The organism is Taibaiella lutea, from assembly GCF_008629695.1.
In the GTDB taxonomy this organism is placed as follows: domain Bacteria; phylum Bacteroidota; class Bacteroidia; order Chitinophagales; family Chitinophagaceae; genus Taibaiella; species Taibaiella lutea.
The window spans coordinates 1-21,687 of the sequence record NZ_VWSH01000004.1 but is presented as its reverse complement, the minus strand read 5'-3'; the positions used below and the strand labels follow the sequence as shown (position 1 = coordinate 21,687).

21 protein-coding genes and 1 rRNA gene are annotated in these 21,687 nt (G+C 40.1%); 16 read left to right on the top strand and 6 right to left on the bottom strand.

Annotated elements, in window-relative coordinates:
• Positions 1 to 2: 2 nt before the first annotated feature.
• Together lipA and F0919_RS15020 are read right to left on the bottom strand one after the other, a co-directional pair.
• On the bottom strand, positions 3 to 959 hold the full coding sequence (gene lipA / locus F0919_RS15025) for a lipoyl synthase (protein ID WP_150033613.1): 957 nt from the start codon (positions 957 to 959) through the stop codon (positions 3 to 5).
• A gap of 186 nt (positions 960 to 1,145) precedes the next feature.
• Complete coding sequence (locus F0919_RS15020; protein WP_150033612.1) at positions 1,146 to 1,988, bottom strand: hypothetical protein; 843 nt, start codon at positions 1,986 to 1,988, stop codon at positions 1,146 to 1,148.
• A 41-nt stretch (positions 1,989 to 2,029) separates the two neighbouring features.
• Between F0919_RS15020 and F0919_RS15015 the strand changes: the two genes are divergently transcribed.
• On the top strand, positions 2,030 to 2,434 hold the full coding sequence (locus F0919_RS15015; RefSeq protein ID WP_150033611.1) for an OsmC family protein: 405 nt from the start codon (positions 2,030 to 2,032) through the stop codon (positions 2,432 to 2,434).
• A gap of 74 nt (positions 2,435 to 2,508) precedes the next feature.
• Here F0919_RS15015 and F0919_RS15010 read toward each other — a convergent pair whose 3' ends face one another.
• Positions 2,509 to 3,777: a DUF2851 family protein gene (locus tag F0919_RS15010; RefSeq protein WP_150033610.1), complete on the bottom strand. Its 1,269-nt coding sequence runs from the start codon at positions 3,775 to 3,777 to the stop codon at positions 2,509 to 2,511.
• A gap of 448 nt (positions 3,778 to 4,225) precedes the next feature.
• Here F0919_RS15010 and F0919_RS15005 point away from each other — a divergent pair, with 448 nt between their 5' ends.
• The 9 genes from F0919_RS15005 (at position 4,226) to F0919_RS14965 (ending at position 13,853) form a co-directional block, all read left to right on the top strand.
• Complete coding sequence (locus tag F0919_RS15005) at positions 4,226 to 5,587, top strand: hypothetical protein (protein ID WP_150033609.1); 1,362 nt, start codon at positions 4,226 to 4,228, stop codon at positions 5,585 to 5,587.
• Between the two features lie 17 nt (positions 5,588 to 5,604).
• Positions 5,605 to 6,348, top strand: a complete 744-nt coding sequence (locus F0919_RS15000) for a hypothetical protein (protein ID WP_150033608.1) — start codon at positions 5,605 to 5,607, stop codon at positions 6,346 to 6,348.
• 60 nt (positions 6,349 to 6,408) lie between these two features.
• Positions 6,409 to 7,113 (top strand): hypothetical protein, encoded by a 705-nt coding sequence (locus tag F0919_RS14995; RefSeq protein ID WP_150033607.1) that lies wholly within the window; start codon positions 6,409 to 6,411, stop codon positions 7,111 to 7,113.
• A 90-nt stretch (positions 7,114 to 7,203) separates the two neighbouring features.
• Positions 7,204 to 8,319: an Ig-like domain-containing protein gene (locus tag F0919_RS14990; protein ID WP_150033606.1), complete on the top strand. Its 1,116-nt coding sequence runs from the start codon at positions 7,204 to 7,206 to the stop codon at positions 8,317 to 8,319.
• Positions 8,320 to 8,724: 405 nt separating this feature from the next.
• A complete protein-coding gene (locus tag F0919_RS14985; RefSeq protein WP_150033605.1) occupies positions 8,725 to 9,783 on the top strand; it encodes a thioredoxin-like domain-containing protein in 1,059 nt (352 codons plus the stop codon).
• Between the two features lie 214 nt (positions 9,784 to 9,997).
• Positions 9,998 to 10,330: a dihydroneopterin aldolase gene (locus tag F0919_RS14980; protein WP_150033604.1), complete on the top strand. Its 333-nt coding sequence runs from the start codon at positions 9,998 to 10,000 to the stop codon at positions 10,328 to 10,330.
• Between the two features lie 96 nt (positions 10,331 to 10,426).
• Complete coding sequence (locus tag F0919_RS14975) at positions 10,427 to 11,407, top strand: AAA family ATPase (protein WP_216629439.1); 981 nt, start codon at positions 10,427 to 10,429, stop codon at positions 11,405 to 11,407.
• Positions 11,408 to 11,868: 461 nt separating this feature from the next.
• Positions 11,869 to 12,579, top strand: coding sequence for a head GIN domain-containing protein (locus F0919_RS14970; protein WP_150033603.1), 711 nt, complete (start codon positions 11,869 to 11,871; stop codon positions 12,577 to 12,579).
• 194 nt (positions 12,580 to 12,773) lie between these two features.
• Positions 12,774 to 13,853 carry an FAD-dependent oxidoreductase gene (locus F0919_RS14965; protein ID WP_150033602.1) on the top strand — a complete coding sequence of 360 codons (1,080 nt, stop codon included), beginning with the start codon at positions 12,774 to 12,776 and terminating at the stop codon, positions 13,851 to 13,853.
• Positions 13,854 to 13,978: 125 nt separating this feature from the next.
• Here the strand turns inward: F0919_RS14965 and F0919_RS14960 are convergent, their stop codons facing one another.
• Positions 13,979 to 14,269, bottom strand: coding sequence for a YtxH domain-containing protein (locus tag F0919_RS14960; RefSeq protein WP_150033601.1), 291 nt, complete (start codon positions 14,267 to 14,269; stop codon positions 13,979 to 13,981).
• Between the two features lie 168 nt (positions 14,270 to 14,437).
• Here F0919_RS14960 and F0919_RS14955 point away from each other — a divergent pair, with 168 nt between their 5' ends.
• From F0919_RS14955 to F0919_RS14930, 6 genes are all read left to right on the top strand, one after another.
• Positions 14,438 to 14,758 carry a rhodanese-like domain-containing protein gene (locus F0919_RS14955; RefSeq protein WP_150033600.1) on the top strand — a complete coding sequence of 107 codons (321 nt, stop codon included), beginning with the start codon at positions 14,438 to 14,440 and terminating at the stop codon, positions 14,756 to 14,758.
• A gap of 78 nt (positions 14,759 to 14,836) precedes the next feature.
• Positions 14,837 to 15,397, top strand: coding sequence for a hypothetical protein (locus F0919_RS14950; RefSeq protein ID WP_150033599.1), 561 nt, complete (start codon positions 14,837 to 14,839; stop codon positions 15,395 to 15,397).
• A gap of 114 nt (positions 15,398 to 15,511) precedes the next feature.
• Positions 15,512 to 16,234, top strand: coding sequence for a (Fe-S)-binding protein (locus F0919_RS14945; RefSeq protein ID WP_150033598.1), 723 nt, complete (start codon positions 15,512 to 15,514; stop codon positions 16,232 to 16,234).
• 641 nt (positions 16,235 to 16,875) lie between these two features.
• A complete protein-coding gene (gene prfB, locus F0919_RS14940) occupies positions 16,876 to 17,961 on the top strand; it encodes a peptide chain release factor 2 (RefSeq protein ID WP_150033597.1) in 1,086 nt (361 codons plus the stop codon).
• A 163-nt stretch (positions 17,962 to 18,124) separates the two neighbouring features.
• Positions 18,125 to 18,601, top strand: a complete 477-nt coding sequence (locus tag F0919_RS14935) for a hypothetical protein (protein WP_150033596.1) — start codon at positions 18,125 to 18,127, stop codon at positions 18,599 to 18,601.
• A gap of 1,056 nt (positions 18,602 to 19,657) precedes the next feature.
• Positions 19,658 to 20,839, top strand: a complete 1,182-nt coding sequence (locus tag F0919_RS14930; protein ID WP_150033595.1) for a C1 family peptidase — start codon at positions 19,658 to 19,660, stop codon at positions 20,837 to 20,839.
• A gap of 66 nt (positions 20,840 to 20,905) precedes the next feature.
• Here F0919_RS14930 and F0919_RS14925 read toward each other — a convergent pair whose 3' ends face one another.
• Entirely contained in the window at positions 20,906 to 21,421 is a 516-nt protein-coding gene (locus tag F0919_RS14925) for a 2'-5' RNA ligase family protein (RefSeq protein ID WP_150033594.1), read from the bottom strand.
• A gap of 163 nt (positions 21,422 to 21,584) precedes the next feature.
• A 5S ribosomal RNA gene (gene rrf / locus F0919_RS14920) occupies positions 21,585 to 21,687 on the bottom strand; the annotation flags it as partial.

Sequence of the window (21,687 nt, the reverse complement as noted above, 5' to 3'; positions counted from 1 at the left end):
AATCAGGCAGAAATCATTTTTTCTTCCTGCCATTTTTGAATGCCATATCCTGGAATTACGTGTTTCTCACTGTGATAAGAAGACCTCACCAACGGGCCGCTTTCTACGTAATCCAATCCCATTTTATAGCCCTCTTCACGATAAAAAGCAAATTCATCCGGATGAACGAAGCGCACTACAGGTAAATGTTTGGATGTAGGCTGAAGATATTGGCCCAATGTCACTACGTCGCATCCGTTATCTTTCAAATCCTGTAATGATTGCAACACTTCCTCTTTCTCTTCGCCCAGGCCCAGCATGATACCGCTTTTGGTACGCACGCCACCTTCTTTCAAACGACGGATTACCTCCAGGCTTCTGTGATATTTGGCTTGTATCCTTACTTTTCTTGTAAGTCTTTCTACTGTTTCCAGGTTATGAGAAACCACTTCTGCCGCCACTTCTATTATTCTTTCCAGATTTTCCCATTGGCCCCGGAAATCAGGAATCAGTGTTTCTAATGTAGTATCAGGATTTAAAGCTTTTACGGCTTTGATTGTATTTGCCCAGATAATAGAGCCGCCGTCCTTCAATTCGTCCCTGTCAACGGAAGTGATAACCGCATGTTTTACTTTCATCAGATGAATCGCTTCAGCTACGCGTTGCGGTTCATCCCAGTCCACCGCTTCAGGCCTGCCCGTTGCAACTGCGCAAAAGCCACAGGAACGTGTACAGATATTACCCAGAATCATGAATGTTGCCGTACCCGCACCCCAGCATTCGCCCATATTCGGACAGTTACCGCTCTCGCAGATAGTATGCAATTTATGCGTGTCGACCAACCCTCTTACATGTCTGTAACCTTCGCCCGTAGGCAGTTTCACACGTAGCCAATTAGGTTTTTTAACACCCGTTGTTCCCGGTGTGGGTTCATTATTGGAAGCGGCTTGATTTGCAGAAATTACAGGTAACTCAATCATATACTATTATATTCACCTTTGTTTAAAAAACGCGGGCTACATTTTGATACAGCTAATAAATTTGGAACGCAATATTACAACCATTTCCCGACATGAGCATAAGGATTACATGCTGAATGTTAATATCCACATTGTTAAATGCTATAAAGATGACCTTATATTGACGCCTCTCCCTGAAAAGTATTTTTATCTGAGTTTTCCGAAAGAAAGGCCGGCATAAAAATTCAGAAATATTGATTTAGGATCCGATAAAACCATTTGTTGGATTTTCTGCGTATAAGCTTCTCCGTTTACGCCTATTTCCAAAGCCCAGAGTGTTTTCCGGCTGCTGGAAAAATCGAAATGCAATCCTGTTTTGAAATAAAGTCCCGGCACTATTTTCAATTCATTAAAACCTTTAAAGAAACTGGAACGGCCTTCAATATTATTGGGGTTTATAAAATTCTCAATATCAGAAGAGTCAACATATTTCTGATCGCCTGCGCCGTAAATTCTTAAATAATAAGGCTTGACAAGACCGGCGGCAATACCTCCCAGATAAACCCAATGGACAGAAAAGCAACCCGGGTCGGGCTTGCCGGCAATCATACGGCGATTACCATAACCTAACTTGGCAACATAAAAATTATTTATCTTACCGAGTATATAAGAATTGGATTGGATACCCACAAAGCCGGGAGCGCTATTGGTTCTTTTTTCTTTAGGATGTTTACGTTCTATCAACTCAAATTCCAACAGGCGCACATTAAAGAGCTTGTCTTTATTTTCAGCCCCGAAGTCTTCGCCACCTTTCAGCCAGCCTTTATCCAGGAAAATACCGTAACCGTCGGAATTGAATTTTATACCGCCACTAAATTCACTTGTCAATGCCGGCGGGCCTTTTACTCTTGGCGGCTTTACCGCCGTGTTTACCAAAACAGTTGTATCCCCCAGACGATTGCGATAAGTCATTTTACTCCGCTGCGCCAACAGACTGTAAGGCGCTAACGATAAGGCTAAAAAGAAAATATATTTGGCTGTTAAATTCATTAAGAGGATATTAGCAATGTAAATTTAATTAAAAAACCTGTATGACTTCCAAAATTATTTATAACGGCAATTTAAGGACAACAGCAACACATCTGCAATCAGGAACGGTTATTGAAACGGATGCTCCGAAAGATAATCATGGATTGGGAGAAAAGTTTTCTCCGACCGATCTTGTAGCCACTGCTTTGGGCAGTTGCATGATTTCTATTATGGGCATTGCAGGGCGCACACATAATATTAACGTCGATCTTACCGAATGCAGTATTGAAAAAATTATGGTCGCCGACCCGAGACGAATCGGAGAAATTGTAGTGCATATTTATATGAAGGGACAGGATTCGTTTACAGATAAGCAAAAAAGCATTATGGAACATGCGGCATTGACCTGTCCGGTTTACCTGAGCCTGCATCCCGACATCAAAAAGACCGTTACTTTTCATTGGTAATGCAACTATTATATTTTGGCAGGCAAGGTTCAGCATCTTGCTTGCCAAATCAATTTTAAAGGTACGATTACTATTCAGGCTTTTCTAATCAGACGATTTCCCACGCTGCATTCCAGGCATCTTTTGTTGTTACAATATTGATTGAATAATTGCAGCAGCGCTTGTGATTGCGCTGCATCTTTTGGTTTGATGCCAATATTGTTCCACTCGTTCAGTATGTTATTCTTCTCCGCTTTGATTCCCTGAAGCAGTTGAACGCTGTTTTCAATCAGAGAAGTCTTTCCTTGTAATTTTGCATATAAATATTGCATAGGAGCAACCGTATTTATCAGAATATTCCGGATGCTGTCTTTTCCAAGATACTTTACCTGAACTTCTTCGGAGATTTCTCCAAACCTGTAATGATTATCCCAATAAGGGCTTGCATATATGTCCAATAAAGGAAATAAATCTTTGGCATTTTTAATTTCCAACATGTGGGCAAACAGCTCCAGGCTTTTGTGAATCAGCATTGCAAATTGCGCAATCCTGATAGTAGGAAAATTGGACGGCCGCATCCGCATGAATTTCCAGCGATGCGCCACCATCGGTATCAGCTGATATTTACGCCTGAGGAAATGATACTCTTTTTCCAGGCTTTGCATGTATTCATCCTGTAATTTGCCTGTCAGTAATCCTGATTTAACAAAAAGCAAGGCCTCAATCTGCATTATATTCTTTCTGTGCTTAACCAGGATATCCAAAGGAACGGAAAAGGTAAGTTCAAGAAATGCATCCCGATTTGTATGGAAACCAAAATTAGCTGCCAGCCTGTAATATAATAAGGTGCGCCAGTCATTGCCCGATTCCTCCCAATATTGTTTCCATTCTTCCAGACGCTGTTCCCACCTTTCTGCAAGCAAACTGTCCAGCCAATGATTCCAGACAATTTCGGGCACCTCCTTTATCTTACGCTGACAGGCTATCGGATTTTGCAGGTTCATTAAATGATGATAACGTTCAATAACCCCTTCATTAAAATGATGTTTCATTTCCAGAGTAGGAAAAACAATGCCCCTTATCGGTTCATCATCTTCATACACTACATGCAAAATAATGTTTTGATAATCAGGATTGGCTGCGTGTCCGTGCTTATGCCAATCAGAACTTTTAAGGTGTAATTCAATATTGCCAACCCATATTTTGTCTGCAATCCTTACCCTCCCTTCCAGAAAATCGGGGCCTGCATTTGTATTAATTATTCCGGGATGTATAACGTCCACATCTTCTCCTTCGGTTGTTTTAAGGCCGACAGGGTTAAACAATTTATTGCTCCATAAATATTGAAATAACTTTTCATTCATAAACCGTAGAATTTAAAAAGCGCATACTTAAATATGCAAATATTTGTAAGTAGTCAAAGCTTTCTATTAAGCAACATATGTTTATTCAATATAATTAAAAAAGAAAGAAAAAATGATAACTGCTTAATAGAAAATAAGTTATCGAAAATACTGCATTTTAATGGAGTATTTTCAGAAGAATAAATCACATTATAAAATTCCCGATTTGGGGAATTTATTACACAATATAGCTACATCTTTTTTCATGATATAGACTTTCTGATTAAAAAATCAATTTTCTGTATAAACATATACATATCGCACCAATTTTCCGACTTTTTTGACTGTGCAAATCTTAAAATCGGCCCTACTTTTGTTAAAGAAAGTCAAAAGGAAAATAACAGTAGTTTTCCACAACAAATCAACAAACAATATTACAGTCTATTACAAATAACTGTTATTGACATAAATGCGTTTTTTAACAACTATTATATTATTCATTTTAACAATTCAGTTTGCTGACGCACAGCAATGTAACTCTGGCTGCAATATAACCGTGACAAACGATCCTAACACATGGAATAATGTTAATCCAAATGGTCAGACAGTTTGCGTTACGGGAAATGCAACGCTCAGTAACATGAATTTTAATGGTAGTAATAATGTATTGTGTATTAAAACGGGCGTTACATTAACCGGAAGTCAAAACCTGAGCCTTAGCAATGTTACAGTGAGCGTGTACGGAACATTAGAATTCAATGGAAACATAAATTCAAATGTAACAGTGAATATTTATAGTGGCGGTACATTCAAATATAGCGGAACAAGCTTGTCAAACGGCGTGTTTAACAACTCCGGTACTATGATTTTTACCAACACCGGACAGGTAAGTATTCAAGGTGCTAAAATTACCAATAACACGGGTGGCGTATTTACAGCTACCGCCCCGAGTAAAGTGACAATATTAAATGGTACGAATTACCCCTTCACCAATAACGGTACGGTAAGTTTCTCGAATGTTGAAAACAATGACGGTGCTATTTACAATAATGCAGGAGCAACATTGACTTTCCAAAAAGGGACTTTTCAACACGGAGCATTGCAAAATGCGGGTAGCATAATAGTAAACTGCCCCGGAAGTTCAAGCGACTGCTCCAATCCTTGTATGTCAATGGGTAATAAGAGTGCGGGACAATTTACAAATGACGGTTCACTTACAGTTCATGGAAGTTTGTGCGTAGGAACGGGTGTTATATTCCATAATAATGGTACAACCGTTGTAGATAATAATATGAATTTGCAAGGTTCTACCTCGCAATGGGTGCAGGGAACAGGCGGTACCACAACAGTTGGCGGTACCACAACGAATTCAGGAGGTACTTTCTCCGGCGGTTCTATATGTTCAGGCTCCATTAGCGGAACAGTAAATTCTACCGTTAGTTGCGGTGGCACACCACCGACAGTTAATAACCTTACGGCAACTACCTGTAAAAATGCAGCAGTAAGTATTAATGTGCCTGCAACAGCGGCAAGCGGTACAACAATAAGCTGGAGTTCACTTAAAATTATTAACGGTACAGATACAGTGTCGGCCACAGCAACAACCCCCACACTTACTGTTACCTCGAAGGGTACCTATAAAATAAGTTATAACAGTACATCGGCAAGTGTTTTGTACACACCGACAACAGGATATACCGGCAGCAATACCATCAGCTATAAAATCGGTTCCCTGTCCGGAAGCACATTGACATACGCAGATGTAAAGACTATAACGACAACGGTTTCGGTAAGTCCCAATAAACCAACCTTATTAATATCAAACTTATAAATGAACTGATTAAACAAATGACCTTTTCAAAAAACATATTAACCGCAGCATTTGCCTTTGTTATCGTTCTGATGGCATCTGTAAAGGGTAATGCTCAATCCGTTCCGGATGCGGTTTACTATGTGTGTGCGGAACAAGGGTTTCGTTTAAAAGGTCCGGTTGGTTTTGATCATTATGCCTGGTCGGAAGATAATACGGGAATGCCCGGCGCAGACAGCAATAACATTATAGTACAGGCTTTAGGTGCGGCTACGGTTGGCAATAGTTATGTTACTAAGACCTACCATTTGAAAGTGATGAATAATAATGCCTGCTGGTCTGAACAAGGTACTTATGTCGTTTACTTTTTGCCAAAGATGGAGTTAGCTATTACAGGATATACACCGCCATATTGTGAGCACTTATCGCATGATATTACGCTTACTGCGAAAATTAACGGTGGTACAGGCACATCAGCTTTGACGCTGCCTCCGGGAATAGGCGTAGCATATAACTGGACTGTTGATCAGGGCAATATTATGGGTGGAGGAAGTTTGGGCAATGCCGGCATACTGGGACCGACTGATCAGGCACAGGCACAGGTAATGACGCCTCAGGATGCCACCATAGACAATAATTACAATGTAAGAGTAGAATATAGTTACCCCCCAACCGTAAATGCGCTCAGTGATGTAGTTGGTTCCTGCAATGACAATCTTACACAGAATGTCCACGCAGATCCGGCACCACCGGTACCGTCTATCGATTACCAATCTATTTAGTCTTTTATAACCTTTAATAAACACTTAAAAATTTAACCAACCAATTAAAATTAAAACAAAATGAACAAAAAATCAATCTTCAGGTCACTTGCAATCGTAGTTGCATCAGTATGCGCTTCTTTTGCTTCTTTCGCAGGTACAGGTACAAGTGCCGATCCTTACACAGTTTGTGCAGCTTCAGGCTACAAACTGACTGCTGCTACATCTATCGCGTCCGGTACTGTTAATGCTTCCGGATACCGTTGGAAAGACAACTCAGGTACAGTTTTAAGTGAAACATCATCAGCGCTTACAGTTTCTGCTGCAGCAACACCTGTAACCAGCACTACTACTTTGCACTACACTGTTGAAGCATCTTCAGGCGCAGGTTGTTATTCTGATCCTCAGGACATCTATGTAACATTGGTTCCTGCTCCGACCTTGACTGCACCTACTTTGGCTAACAGTTGTGCTATGAATACCGGTGCTACTGCTTCTACAATTAACCTGACTGCTCCTACAAGCTCTGCTCCTACTTTACCTTCAGGCGTAACTATTACATGGGGTAACTGGTCTGGTGGTACAGGTACTGGTACTATCACTCAAGGTTCAAATGGCGCTGCTACAACTCCGACTCCGGGTACAGCAGGTTCTTACACTTATTCTGTTACCTCTTCTTACAGTGGTATGAACGTAACAGGTTCTGCTTGCAGCTCTACAGCTACAGCTACTATCGTAATCGATCCGCTTCCTATTGCTCCGTCTACAACAATCAGCGGTATCTAATTTTAGTATAACCGTTTAATAAAAAACCGGCAGCAGTCATTTTATGCTGCTGCCGGTTTTCAATTTTCAATTAAGAATAATGCTGATTTCATGAAAAGTCTTACTATTTTATCTCTGCTGTTTTTATGCCTGTTTTCCATTAAGCCGGTTAATGCACAGGTATTGAATGTGTGCGAAGGCGATTCATTAAAACTGAGCACAGCAGTGCTTGCGCTGCCTAATGCTACTACTGTGGAATGGTTCAAGGATAATGTCCTGATTTCTACAGATACTGCTTTTGTCATTACACAACCCGGTGTTTATACACTCAGATGTACCGGTACAACCGGATGCGTGGGCGATTTTTCGCAGCCGCTTACTGTGGTTGTCGACTCGTTGAAAGCTACCAACGACAGTACTTTTACCACTCCGGGCAGTTCGGTAAACATCAGAGTGCTTATCAACGATTTATCTGCCTGCTACCCTATCGATACGCCTTCCCTTACTATTGTACAACAGCCAAGCCACGGAACAGCTACAGTTTTAAGCGACGGTACTTTCAAATACGATCCGAATCCGGGATTCACGGGTATCGATACTTTTTATTATGTAATCAATGACGTGAACGGCAATCCTTCAAATATTGCAATGGTCATTGTTACTATTGATGCGCCTGTACCTTTAGGCATTACGCTCGGAGGCTTTGAAGCAGTAAGGGTTGAGGACGAAGCACATCTCTTCTGGAATACATTAAGTACAAAGAATGCATCGCACTTTGAGATTGAACGAAGCGGCGACATCAAGAACTTTGAATTTAAAGGGAAAGTTGTGGCACCTGCCAATTCCAACGAAAACGTTGCTTATAATTATTGGGATAAAAAACCACTGGCAGGTAAAAATTATTACCGCCTGAAAATGGTGAACCTCGACGGAAAATCGGAATACAGCGAAATACGGATGGTTAATTTCAGCAATGATAACAGCATCACCCTGTATCCTAATCCGGCAAAAGATTACATTACTGTTGACCTCGGTGCCGAAGCTGCTACTACTCAGTTAATCATCATTACAGATGCTGTGGGTAAAGAAGTTCTGACACATTTAATTACAGGCACAGCCATAACTATCGACTTGAATAATCTTGCTACAGGCGCTTATTTCGTAAAGCTGCTGGACAAGAATAATAATATAAAAGACGGCGCTTATAAATTCAGCAAAGTAAAATAGAAAAATAATTTTAAGACAAGACAAAGGCCATTTCTTTACGAAATGGCCTTTGTTGTTATTGCTGTTACTCAAAAGACACAACAGCGACGATGCCCTTTGCTTCGAAGAATAGATGAACTGTTGTGAAGCATGGATAAATAATTTCAGAGCATAGCTAAGCTATTTAAATAACGTCCAAATGTGCTAAACATAATTTAATGGCTGTACAACAAGAAAAATTGAATAGAAAAATACACAAATAGCTCCGATGAATAATGTTGATTGTGAAAAAACTTCAATTCCCATAGAGTTTGGCATGGTTTTTGTAGGTAATACTACAAACACTTATTTATTCAAGAAAACGTCCGTGTAAAGAAAGAACCACGGAAATATTAAAAAAATGAACTTAAAAAAATAAATACATATATGAAACAAATATGGTTTTTACTGCTTCTTTTGCCCGCTTCGGTATGGGCACAAAAAAATGACTATCATATATCACTTGACATAAAAGACGCCAAGGGACACACATTCTACCTCATGCCTGTATATGGCGGATTGCAAAACCGGGAAAATGCGCTACCCATTGACTCAGTCGCCCCATTGAATGATACCTTTTCTTTTCATGGACAATTTAGTGATATGAAATATTATTCTTTAGTCTCTGATACAAACCGTTCTTTTTATCCCATTGTATTGGATACGGGTATAACTAAAATAACCGGGCATGCAGATTCTGCAGTGCGTTATGCTCATTCGCCGCAAAATGATATGCTGCAGGATTTTGAAACGAAAACAAAGTCATTGTATTATGCAATCGGGAATTCAATAAGAGGATCAAAGGCAGGTGATTCTCTGCAACATCTGTTTAAGGATACGCTTATTTATTTCACCGGAATATATCCTAACAGTTTTGGAATCTTCGGAACAGCCCAATACTTTATAAATTCAGATAAGGAATTTGCTAAAAAAATATTTCCTTTATTCTCCGCGCAAATCAGGAACAGCGCTGTCGGCAAACAAATTGGATACAGCCTTCAGTTTAATCCTGATTCAATAATCGGCAAACCCTTTCCTGTTATTAAGGTTTCTGATGTAAACAAACATTGGCATGAACTAAAACTGGACCCTCAGCACATTTATTTAATTGACTACTGGGCATCCTGGTGTATGCCATGCATTCAGGCCTTACCGGCACTTAAGAAAATACATACCGCAAATTCAAAAAAGAAATTCAAAATTATTTCATTATCAGTTGACAAGAGTTACGACGCCTGGGTTAACGCAGTTAAAAAGCATGAAATTCCCTGGGATAACTACTCTGCATTAAATGGCACTGAAACTGATGACGTTAAATATTTCAACATTGAAAGCATACCATATATGGTTTTGGTAGGCAAAGGAAATAAAATAGTAAAACTGAATCCTACAGAGGAAGAAATCGAAGCATATTTAAAAGAATCTGAATTGATAAGAGCAAAATAAAAATTGTAATGTAATAGAATTAGCGATGGGTTTGGACCCATCGCTATTATGTTTCATCATTACAGAATTTTCTTTTTGTATTTTAAAAGCATGATAATGGACTTTTTAAGAAGAGCCTTGTTTCAAAATTAATTTGCATTCCAAAACCTTTCCCCCACAACATCCCCCGCCATTCAAAATTGTTTAGCTTTGAATTCAAAATTCAAAAGAATAAATGCTTACCGTATCTCTTTCAGGTGTAAAATTCAAAGCCCCCATCGGTTTATATCCGCAGGAAGCCTTTACGCAAAACGATATAGAAATTAATATTTCCGTTTCCATGCCTGCCATAATTGAAGAACTACCGCTTATAGACTATACCATATTACATCAGTTTGCCATGGAGGCAGTGCAAGAGCCCACTGCTTTACTCGAGACTATCGTCCAACGCATTGTTCATAAAATTGAATACGTTTATCCGGGCAGTAAAATGACGGTAGCCGTCCGTAAGCTGCATCCGCCCATGCAGGGTCAGGTTGATTACTCGGAAGTGAGGTGGGAATCCTGAATTTTAACAGGGAATATTGCTGCAATTTTGTCAATTTGCCGCTCCCGAACAGAATAAATCCTTATCATTGTATATTGCAAAACAGCTATTTTTAAGATGGACTTTAATTCCGCAGCTTCCGTTACCACAAATAATATTCCCCTCCTGATACAACACATGGAAAGTGTTATCAGGGGAAAACGTCCGCAGATTGAAATGGTCATTACCTGTCTTTTGGCAAAAGGCCACGTTTTAATGGAAGACAATCCCGGCACAGGTAAAACCGTATTGGCACGCACACTGGCCCAATCCATCAGCGGGCAGAACGATGAAGCAACCGTATTGTTCAAACGTGTTCAGTTTACCCCCGATTTGTTACCGATGGATTTAATCGGTTCTCATTTGTTCGACGAAAAAAACACCGATTTCATATTCAAAAAAGGGCCTTTATTCTGCAATGTTTTATTGGCCGATGAAATCAACCGCGCTTCGCCGAAAGTACAAAGCGCTTTACTGGAATGTATGGCCGAAGGACAGATTACCGTGGGCGATACGACTATTAAGCTGGAAGACTTGTTCTTTACTATTGCCACCCAGAACCCTGTAGAGATGGAAGGCACCTATCCTTTGCCTGCTGCCCAACTCGACCGTTTCTTCATGAAGATTTATTTTGGCTATGTAGATGCCGGAACAGAAATCGACATCTACCGTAATTATACACAGATACAAAGTAACCTGGAACATCTGCAACAAGTATTAAGCCTGCATGATATATTAAATCTGCAAAAAGAAGCAGACGCCGTATTTGTTCATGACGAAATTATACAGGCCGTTTCAAACATTGTGAGAGGCACCCGAGAGCATAGTGAAATTACCTTGGGAGCCAGTACCCGTTCAGGCATTGCCTTTTTGCGTTGCCTTCGCGCATTTGCTTTGGTGAAAGGCAGGAGCTTTGTGACAGAAGACGATGTGCAGGCCATTGCAAAAGCAGTTCTGGATCATCGCCTCATTTACAGAAACAAGGAAGCCAGGCTACGCGCATTCGATCAGATCCTTCAGAAAGAAATGGACAGATTGAGCAAGCTGAAATTGTTTTAGGAACTATACAATAAGTTAACTTATCTCGTCATCTCGACCGAAATAAAATCAGGTAGTATAACGAAATGATTTTATGTAGCGAAGAGAACTCCCGAACATGTTACTAACTCAGCCCTCGGGATAAAGGCAATGTCGTTATTTTTAAAAGCCCTGAAAGAGGTGAAGTATAATAGCAATGGGTCCGAACCTAATGTTAACAGGTACCGTATTCCATTTCAGGAAACCTGTGAGGTTTTGAAAATCTCACAGGTTTTAATAAGGGCCTGATTCAAGTATGTTAGATGCAGCCCTGTCCTGTTTGCTAACATCCCCTCATTTGAAAATATATAATCTCAAAACCCGTCATTAACTTTTTTTAAAATAGTAACGCATCAAAATGGCTCCGTTACGAATCTTCTCGTACATTAGATCTATTATTGTCTGAACCATCAAATAACCAAAACACAAAAACAATTGAAATTATGAAAAAGCTCTCCATCATTGCAGCTATTGCATTAATATTTGGCTCATCCTGTATGATATCAGGTACCAAAGGCAGCGGCCATGTAATAACAAAAGAATATAATGAGACTGGGTTTAAAAATATAGACATAAGCTCCTCCATGAAAGTGTATCTGACGCAGGGCGATAACTATGCAGTGAAGATCGACGCGGAAGACAATATCCTGGACTTGATTGAAGTAAAGAAAGAAGGCGATAAGCTGATATTGAAGTTTAAGAACAATGTTTCCGTCAATCCCACAAAAGATATCGTTATACACATTACCGCTCCTGATTTTCATGAGTTGAGTGCAAGTGGTGCCGGTGGCTACGTCAGCACAGGCATTATCAAAACAAATGAACTGGCATTGGATTTAAGCGGTGCAACAAAAGTGAAACTGGATGTGGAAGTAAACAATATCAGCATTGATGCTTCAGGCGCAAGTAAAATTATTTTAGGCGGTATTGCCAATTCCTTTTCTGTAGATGGTTCGGGCAGCACGAAAGTAGATGCTTATGAATTAAAGACCCAGCAAACACATATTGACATTTCCGGTTCAGGCAATGCGAATGTGTATGCTGAGAAAGAACTGAATGTTGAAATAAGCGGCGCCGGCAATGTAAGCTATAAAGGTTCTCCGAACATCTCTCAGGACATTTCAGGTGCAGGAAAAATCACTGCTGTAAAATAAATTTTGAAAAAATCATACACAATTCAGGAAGCAAACATCTGTCTTAATAGCTTGGGTGAAGCCCTGAAAGGGTGAAACATAATAGCGATGGGTGCAAACCCATCGTCAACATAGAAGGTGAAATTTAATAGCGATGGTTAAAAGCCATCGCTAACTTTTTTGTTTTAAATTTGAGGAACCATTCCATCCGCAAAATGTCCCAATCAATAAGCATCATTGGCGCAGGAGCTACAGGGCTTTCTGCAGCAGTATTCCTGAATGCATTGGGGTATGCACCAGATATTTTTGAAAAAAGAGAAAGAGCAAGAATAACAAAAGCATTAGGCGTCAATCCTGTAACACTCCAACTATTCGAAAAATCAGGCATAACGCAACGTTTCCTGAATAACGGCTGGAAAATGGAATGTATGAACTTCTGGTACAATGATAAAATTATTTACAAAAACCATCTTTCAAAAATCAGGCATCCTTATCCTTTTATGCTTATCCAGCCACAGTTTGAAACCGAGCAGATACTGGAAGATTACCTGAATGAGAAAAACATTTTTGTAAAACGAAATTTTGAACTACAACATATTTCCCGACAACAATCTAAACTTTGCCTTGATTTCCAGAATCTCAATGACCATACGCTTTCCCGGATAGAAACAGACATTGTTCTTGGTGCAGATGGCAGCAGGAGCAGCGTGCGGGAACTAACAGCCATAGCTTTCAGAGGCCGGGAACATAAGGAAGAATACACTTTGTATGATATTGAACTGGAAACGCCTGTATCAGACAAAGAAGGTCATTATCGTTTTTACAGAGATGGCGCCATGCTGATGCTCCCAATCAGAGATGGCGTGTGGCGTATCGGTGGCAATCTGAAAGACGTGTTTAATTATTTACCAAAGGGAACAAAGACAGGAAAGATAAGCTGGGAAACGAATTTCACCATTAGTGAAAAAGTAGCAGATAAATATAACAAAGGCAATATCTATTTATTGGGAGATGCAGCTCATATACATTCGCCATTAGGTGCAAAAGGTATGAATATGTGTATGGAAGACAGCTATGTGTTTGCCAATCTTTTACATCAAAACAGAGAAAAAGAATTTTCAGATATCAGAAGAAGAAAAGTCAAAAATGCCATAAGTGCATTGGGACAAATAACCGAAGTGGCAGCGGGGCAACATTTTATTGGAAATACCTTTCGCAGCAGCATGAAACCATTGTCATTTCTGTTCCCGGTTTTCATGCCATTCATGAGAAAATTTTTATTGGGCCTGAAATAAAGCTTTTATAAAACACAACAGGGAGACTTTTTGCAAGCCTCCCTGTTTAAAACCCATCATTCATGCCCCTTATGAATGATTATTTTTCCCCAAATCAATCCGAACGTTTTTTGCAGCCCTTACAATCAGGATAAGCTCTGTTGTTTTGCCTCCTGAATCGTCTTTTTATTTTGCTCTATAAGCCTTAAAAGTTTGTGTCTTATTTCAGGATTCAGTAAATCCGCTTCGCTTTCCAGCATCTCCTTTATTTTATCCAGTTCGTTTTCTCCTTTACCGAAAAGGTTATCCAATGAATTTTTCCAGGACTCTGCAGTATTCATAACCTGTTTTCTGGTTTTTCTGCCTTTTTGTGGTGCAAATAGTAATCCCATAGCAAATCCGGTAAGTATCCCGCAAGTGAATTTTCCTAATGACATAGCAAATATTGTTTTAATAATGGTTAAAAATTCGGTTGTTAAGATGTTTTAAAATTACACCTTTTACATAAACAACCATATTGCAGGAATGTTGTGCTCCATAATATTTTTTGGCATTTGCCCATAAAATTTAACTTTGCTTACTGTATAAAAAAAACACCGCATAAAATGGAAAACATAACTGTTGAACAATTAAAAGCGCGTCTGGACGCGGGCGAAAATTTACATGTACTCGATGTAAGAGAAGCAAATGAATATGATGAAGCCAATATAGGCGCCTTACTTTTGCCCTTGAGCAAATTGCGCCAGATGGATACCGATGTTATTGACGACTGGAAAGATGAAGAAATCATTGTTCATTGCCGCAGCGGGAAACGCAGCATGGAAGCATGTATGCTCCTTGAATCCATGGGGTTTGCCAAAACAGTGAACGTAGCAGGCGGCATTATGGACTGGCAGGCTAAGTTTGGCGACGCGCAGATAAAATAACCTTAAAAGAATTCAGAAAAATGGATAATCAATTTATCCATTTTTTTGTTGTGTGAAAGAACAGCAGCATTTTGGCTTATGCACGAGATAGAACCATTTTACAACTGGAGGCATTTATACGCAGCCGAAGAAGACGAATTATCACCTTTTTACGGGAAGGAATACAGCGAATTTGAATTCAGTAATACCATTTATAACTATTACATTCATCCCCAATGGGACGAATTCGGTTCGCGCACCCTGTATGTAAAAATACTTTTCGCAGACTATGATCTGAATTATGCCATCATTGAAATGATTGGCGAATGGAACGATGCCGTGGAAAATGACGTAATGCAGCTAAAACGCAGCCTCATTGACCCCATGATTGCAAAAGGCATTTATAAATTCATACTCATAACCGAAAATGTGCTTAACTTTCATGGTAGCGACGAAAGCTACTATGAGGAATGGAATGACGACATTAAAGACGAAGGCGGCTGGATAGTAATGCTCAATATGCCCGAACATTCGCACCAGGAAATAAGAGACACCAGAATAAGCCGTTATGTTTTTTTGCTCGACTATCCTGCATGGCGCACACATCAGCCGCAACAGCTTTATGACTATATCGATAACAGATTATTGAAATTACTTTGAGCCGGGCCTGAAAAGGCGGCCTATATAGATAAATTTCGGACAATCGTAACGAATAATGAAATACGGTAAAATTTTGCAGCGCCAAACCTTACCATAACATAACCAATATATAAAATGAAGGTAGATTTATTTATTCCTTGTTTCGTAGATCAGATGTTTCCGGAAACAGGTTTTAATATGGTAAAAGTTTTAGAGAAATTTAATTGTGAAGTGCAGTACAACACACAGCAGACATGCTGCGGACAACCTGCCTTCAACAGTGGCTATTGGGACGAAGCAAGGAAAATAGGCAAGAAATTCCTGAAAGACTTTTCAGAGCACGACCATTATATCGTAGCCCCCAGCGGTTCCTGCACCGGTTATGTGCGCAATTATTACCAGAAACTATTTGAAAATTCCGCAGAACACAATGCCGTCAAAAAAGTAAACGTTCATTTATTTGAATTTACAGAATTTTTAGTGAATGTGCTTCATGTAACCGACGTAGGCGCAGCCCTCAATATGAAAGCGACCTATCACGACGGTTGCGGCTCACTGAGAGAATGCAATATTAAAACCCAGCCCCGTCAGTTACTCGAACACGTAAACGGGCTTGAGTTAACCGAAATGAAAGAATGTGAAACCTGCTGCGGCTTTGGCGGAACATTCGCCGTTAAATACGAACCCATTTCAACCGGTATGGCCTATACCAAAGTAAAAAGCGCCGTGGAAACAGGTGCCGAATGTATTATTTCATCCGACCTTTCCTGTCTCATGCATATAGACACCTATATTCAGAAACAAGGCGTAAAAATGAAGACCATGCACATTGCAGACGTCCTGGCAAGCGGCTGGTAGCCAAAGTATCCCGCACCTTCGAGGCATAAATTGTCCCACACCTTTGAGGTGTGGGACAATTTTATTCAGACGTGCCACAATGCTATTCATTGTGACAAATCTCAGAAGGCCTGCCACTATAAAGCCACCCCCTCGCACATTCTTGCAACCCTCTCCTGCATCCCTGCGAAGCCCATTATTCCCGCAGCGAACCTGTACAGCAATTAATAATCAATCGTTTACAACAATTCCAATCCCTCTTACATTCTTGCGAACCCCTCTTACGCGCGTGCGAACCCCTCATGCATGTAATCGGTTTTAATATAATCAGAAGAAACTGCCGCTGACACAGAAGAAATGAACATGTGCACAAAATCAAACACCTCTGACGCAAAATCGAACACCTCTGACACGAAATCAAATACCCCTTACACAAAATCGAACACCCCTGTCACTCATGCAAACACCTCATGCTGCAATGCAAACACCTCTGAACGCACGGAAATTTCCATCATTCCTTATACAAATCAGGCTGTATAAAACAATATTAAGAGGATTTCTTTCATAAACTGCGGCGGCTGTTTTATAAACCACCCTTTCATATACAATTCTGTTCTTTTCAATGCTTCCTCCTGCAACAAATTCTTATCTTTGCGCCCGTTATGACTATTGAACAACTAAAAGAATTGCGTGACCGTGTTGCGCATTTACATAAATATCTTAAAGTTGAAGACCGCAAAGCAAAGTTTGAAAGCGATCGCCAGCTTACCTTATCCCCCGGTTTCTGGGACGATAACGAACGTGCCACCAAAGTGGTAAAAGAGCAGAACGCCAATAAACAATGGATAGATTTATATGAATCTGCCGGTAGCAAAGTGGACGATTATGCAACTTTATTTGAATTCTGGAAAGAAGGCGAAGCAACCGAAGAAGAAGTAAAAGAAGCTTATGATGCTGCCGTTAAGGAAATGGACGATGCCGAATTCAAATCTACCTTAAATCAGCCCGAAGACGAAATGTCCGCCGTAGTTACCATCAACTCCGGTGCAGGCGGCACAGAAAGCCAGGACTGGGCCGAAATGCTGGCGCGCATGTACCGCATGTACGGCCAGAAACAAGGCTGGAAGGTTACTGAACTTGATTGGCAGGACGGCGACGGGGCCGGTATTAAAACCGCTACATTCCAGTTTGACGGCGACTTTGCCTATGGTTTACTGAAAGCCGAAAGTGGCGTGCATCGCTTGGTGCGTATTTCACCGTTTGATAGCAATGCCAGAAGGCATACTTCTTTTGTAAGTGTGTATGCCTATCCTTTGGTGGACGATACCATTAATATCGAAATAAACCCTGCTGATGTAAAGATGGAAACATCGCGTAGTGGTGGTGCGGGTGGCCAGAATGTGAACAAGGTAGAAACAAAAGTACAGTTAACCCATATTCCGACAGGCATAGTGGTAGTTTGCCAGCAAGACAGAAGCCAGTTGGGCAACAGGGAATTGGCTATGCAAATGCTGAAAAGCCGTCTTTACGAAATAGAATTACAAAAACGCAATGCATTGAAAGATGCTACCAATGCCACAAAGAAAAAAATTGAATGGGGCTCGCAAATACGTTCTTACGTTTTCCATCCTTATAAAATGATTAAAGATCACAGAACCGAATATGAAGTCGGTAACGTAGGCCCTGTAATGGACGGAGAGATTGATGAATTTATCAAAGCTTACCTGATGATGCAGGATGAAGAATAAAAATTGATCCCGGATTTTTGTTTTTTAATGCTGTAAACAAGCATTCATTTTTAAATAAGAAATAGAGAGGCGCACAATTGTGCGTCTTTGTTATATTTACAAATGACCGAACTCTTTGCAGTCTTTATAAGAATATCGTAAACCAATATTTTTTGCCGTAAATATGGAAACAGCAGGCATAGCCGAACTTAAAAAGAAATTAGATACACTTTCTCAGAAAGGCATTAAAGAGTTATGCCTGCGGCTTGCGAAATACAAGAAAGAAAACAAAGAACTCTTAAGCTACCTCCTCTTTTACACCGACGATGAAGAAACCTATATTCATGAAATAAAAGAAGAAATGAATACAGCCTTCGATGAAATAAATCAGGGCAGCCTGCATTGGGCTAAAAAGAGCATTAGAAAGATTCTCAGGATGGTGACAAAATATATCAAGTACTCCGGTAATAAGCAAACCGAAGCCGAGCTGCTGATTTACTTTTGTCAGCAAATGAAGCGCAGTGTTAAAGGCTTTTCAAACAGCCCCACCCTTCTGAACCTTTACCAGCGTCAGGTGCAGCGAATTGAAAAAGCAGTCCGGTCCCTGCATGAAGATTTGCAATATGACTATGAAAGCATCATTGCTGCGTTAGAAATCTGAAATATTTAAAATCCGGATAAATAGGCAATCCCCCAAATCATTAGAAACTATTTCAATCCGCTTGCCTTGCATTTCAAAAATTGCTGAGCCCATTATTCTGCCGATATATCTGTTCCACAACCAAATTTGTGCTCATAGCTGGGGTGCGACAACCCCACAAATTCAGCAGAGCATTGAATTGTTGAGTCCTTTATTTTGTCGATGTATCCGCTCCAAAGCAAAACTTTTGTTCACAGCTGGGGTGCGACAACCCCACAAATTCAGCGGAGCAATTGAATTTGTGGCGCCTTTTTTGCTTCTTTTTTGGCGAGGTAAAAAAGAAGAAAGAACTATACCTATTCCAAAGCCAAAATTCTGTTCAATACTGCTTCAATCAAATCACAAACATCCGCATTGCTAAACCCCAATTCTGTTGATATACCTGTTCCACAGCCAAATTTGTGCTCACAGCTGGGGTGCGTAAGCCTCACAAATTCAGCGGAGCAATTGAATTGTTAAGTCCTTTATTTTGCCGATGTATCCGCTCCAAAGCAAAACTTTTGTTCACGGCTGTGGTGCGGTAGCCTCACAAATTCAGCGGAGCAATTGAATTTGTGGCGCCTTTTTTGCTTCTTTTTTGGCGAAGCAAAAAAGAAGAGAATAAATACCGTTATAAGTTTAAAACCAAATCACAAACATCCACATTGCTAAACCCCAATTCTGTTGATATACCTGTTCCACAGCCAAATTTGTGCTCACAGCCGGGGCGCTGCAGCCTCACAAATTCAGCGGAGCATTTGAATTTGTGGCGCCTTTTTTGCTTCTTTTTTGACGAAGCAAAAAAGAAGAGAGAACTATATTCTTACTTCAAAGCCCTGGTGCCACAAACTCAACGGAGCGTCTCAATTTCTGTCAGCTTTGTTACTTGCTTTTCGACGAAGCAAAAAAGAAGAGAGAACAAATACTCCTTCAACCAAAATCATAATCATCCGCATTTCCCCCTTATTTTCCCCCTCCAACAATATTGATTTCTCTCCTTTCTTAATTACCTTAGCAGCCATCTTAAAAAAAACATAAATGAAGAAAATAATCGTCGCATTAGGATTATGCCTGCCTTTAATGGCCGTTGCACAGGACAACCTTGTGAAGTCATTGGACAAAAACGCAAGTGATAGTTCAAAAGCCAAATTCACATTTAAGGAAGTCATTGCACTTTCTAATACATCGGTTAAAAACCAGGCCAGCTCAGGCACTTGCTGGAGCTATTCCACCAACTCCTTTCTTGAAAGTGAAATGGTAAAAGCAGGTAAGACACCCGTTGAGCTTGCGCCTCTTTTTTCTGCAAGAAACATCTACAATGATAAAGCAGAAACATATATCAAAATGCAGGGCAATTCTTCCTTAGGCGATGGCGGCGAATGCCATGATGTAATTAACATGTATGCCAAATATGGAGCTATGCCTCAAAAACTATACACTGGTTTGCATTACGGCTTCAGTAAAAATAAGTTTGCCGAAATGCAGGGCGTATTGAAAGCTATGCTCGAAGTGTATGTAAAAAACCCGAACGGCAGATTATCTCCAAACTGGAAAGAAGCTTACAACGCAGTATTGGATTCCTATCTTGGCAAAGTGCCTGAAACTTTTCAGTGGGAAGGCAAAACATATACACCAAAAACCTTTGCAAAAGAAGTAGTAGGTCTTAACCCCGATAACTATGTTGAATTTCTTTGCTATGCAGACAAGCCTTACTACAAAAAAACCATGATGATGGTTTCTGATAACTGGGCTATGCAGGAAGCTTACAATGTAAAAATGAATGATATCACCACTATCATTGACAATGCATTGAAAAACGGCTATACCATTGCATGGGCTACAGATGTAAGTGAAAAATCATTTAGCTGGAAAAATGGCGTGGCTTATGTTCCTGAAAAAGATTATGATGACATGAGCGACGATGAAAAGAAGAAAATGTTTGACGGCCCTCAACCCGAAAGAGTCATTACACCTGAATTACGCCAGGAAGGAATTGATAACTATAGCACGACAGATGATCACGGCATGCACATTGTAGGTACAGCTAAAGACCAGACCGGAAGAGAATATTACATTGTCAAAAACAGCTGGGGCACTACCAATGATTACAAAGGATATCTTTATGTAACCAAGGCGTATGTATTATATAAAACAACTGCCTTCCTGCTGAATAAAAATGCAGTTCCGCAAGATTTACGCAGCAAAATGAGCATCAACTAAACTCATTTTCTTATCATTTAAAAAGCCTGAATCCTAAACGATTCAGGCTTTTTAAATTTCAGTTATTCATGTCCGGAAAGGAATAAACATATTAGGCCGCCAGGGACCGCCGATATAATACCACACACTTATACCTGTTGCAACAACTTCAAAAGGCTGAAAATCCTGCTGTAATATTTCCAATGTCCTTTGAGCTTTAAAAGCCGTAACATTATTCTGGATAGTGATATGCGGCCAAAGCGGCTTCTTGTCATGCTTCTTGAGAAAAGGGTCGAACGCCTCTTGCATGGCTGTATGTAATTCTTTCAGTTCTTCAGAGTGTAAATTGAATGCAATTCCCTTTTCAAAATTCACCAGATGCGATACCGTCAACCGGAAGCAGGGCTTATGAATAAAACCCTGGAGTGTATCCATAATAAAATGGTTATTCGACGGAAGATGATGGAATAAAGTCAGGTGCGCATCCAGATAATTAGCATGGTTAGGAAAATAATTTTTACGCATACTGTTGAAATAAGTTTTTGATTCCTTATCCAGTTCCAGCGTCACTATTAACGGGTAATTACGCGTTTGAAGTTCCATATCACAAATATCCGATTTGCGAGCTTAGGAAGCATTATAAAATTATCAAGAAATTTCAGGTTTCATTTTGCAGTTCATCCGGTAAAATGTAGTGTAATTTCCTTATTTCGCTTATGTGCATAAAAAAAACCTTCAACTATTTGAGTTGAAGGTTTTGTAATAAATATGGCAGCTACCTACTCTCCCGGAGTTAACCAGTACCATCGGCCATGAGGGGCTTAACTTCTCTGTTCGGAATGGGAAGAGGTGAACACCCTCGGCAATAC

Bases quoted from the DNA above. Each gene is read 5' to 3' on its own strand.
- F0919_RS14955 (WP_150033600.1), top strand. From the start codon at position 14,438: ATGGAAAACATAACTGTTGAACAATTAAAAGCGCGTCTGGACGCGGGC.
- F0919_RS15005 (WP_150033609.1), top strand. From the start codon at position 4,226: ATGCGTTTTTTAACAACTATTATATTATTCATTTTAACAATTCAGTTT.
- prfB (WP_150033597.1), top strand. From the start codon at position 16,876: ATGACTATTGAACAACTAAAAGAATTGCGTGACCGTGTTGCGCATTTA.
- F0919_RS14930 (WP_150033595.1), top strand. From the start codon at position 19,658: ATGAAGAAAATAATCGTCGCATTAGGATTATGCCTGCCTTTAATGGCC.
- F0919_RS14965 (WP_150033602.1), top strand. From the start codon at position 12,774: ATGTCCCAATCAATAAGCATCATTGGCGCAGGAGCTACAGGGCTTTCT.
- F0919_RS14990 (WP_150033606.1), top strand. From the start codon at position 7,204: ATGAAAAGTCTTACTATTTTATCTCTGCTGTTTTTATGCCTGTTTTCC.
- F0919_RS14950 (WP_150033599.1), top strand. From the start codon at position 14,837: ATGCACGAGATAGAACCATTTTACAACTGGAGGCATTTATACGCAGCC.
- F0919_RS15020 (WP_150033612.1), bottom strand. From the start codon at position 1,988: ATGAATTTAACAGCCAAATATATTTTCTTTTTAGCCTTATCGTTAGCG.
- lipA (WP_150033613.1), bottom strand. From the start codon at position 959: ATGATTGAGTTACCTGTAATTTCTGCAAATCAAGCCGCTTCCAATAAT.
- F0919_RS14935 (WP_150033596.1), top strand. From the start codon at position 18,125: ATGGAAACAGCAGGCATAGCCGAACTTAAAAAGAAATTAGATACACTT.
- F0919_RS14970 (WP_150033603.1), top strand. From the start codon at position 11,869: ATGAAAAAGCTCTCCATCATTGCAGCTATTGCATTAATATTTGGCTCA.
- F0919_RS14985 (WP_150033605.1), top strand. From the start codon at position 8,725: ATGAAACAAATATGGTTTTTACTGCTTCTTTTGCCCGCTTCGGTATGG.
- F0919_RS14995 (WP_150033607.1), top strand. From the start codon at position 6,409: ATGAACAAAAAATCAATCTTCAGGTCACTTGCAATCGTAGTTGCATCA.
- F0919_RS14975 (WP_216629439.1), top strand. From the start codon at position 10,427: ATGGACTTTAATTCCGCAGCTTCCGTTACCACAAATAATATTCCCCTC.
- F0919_RS15010 (WP_150033610.1), bottom strand. From the start codon at position 3,777: ATGAATGAAAAGTTATTTCAATATTTATGGAGCAATAAATTGTTTAAC.
- F0919_RS15015 (WP_150033611.1), top strand. From the start codon at position 2,030: ATGACTTCCAAAATTATTTATAACGGCAATTTAAGGACAACAGCAACA.
- F0919_RS14980 (WP_150033604.1), top strand. From the start codon at position 9,998: ATGCTTACCGTATCTCTTTCAGGTGTAAAATTCAAAGCCCCCATCGGT.
- F0919_RS14945 (WP_150033598.1), top strand. From the start codon at position 15,512: ATGAAGGTAGATTTATTTATTCCTTGTTTCGTAGATCAGATGTTTCCG.
- F0919_RS14925 (WP_150033594.1), bottom strand. From the start codon at position 21,421: ATGGAACTTCAAACGCGTAATTACCCGTTAATAGTGACGCTGGAACTG.
- F0919_RS14960 (WP_150033601.1), bottom strand. From the start codon at position 14,269: ATGTCATTAGGAAAATTCACTTGCGGGATACTTACCGGATTTGCTATG.
- F0919_RS15000 (WP_150033608.1), top strand. From the start codon at position 5,605: ATGACCTTTTCAAAAAACATATTAACCGCAGCATTTGCCTTTGTTATC.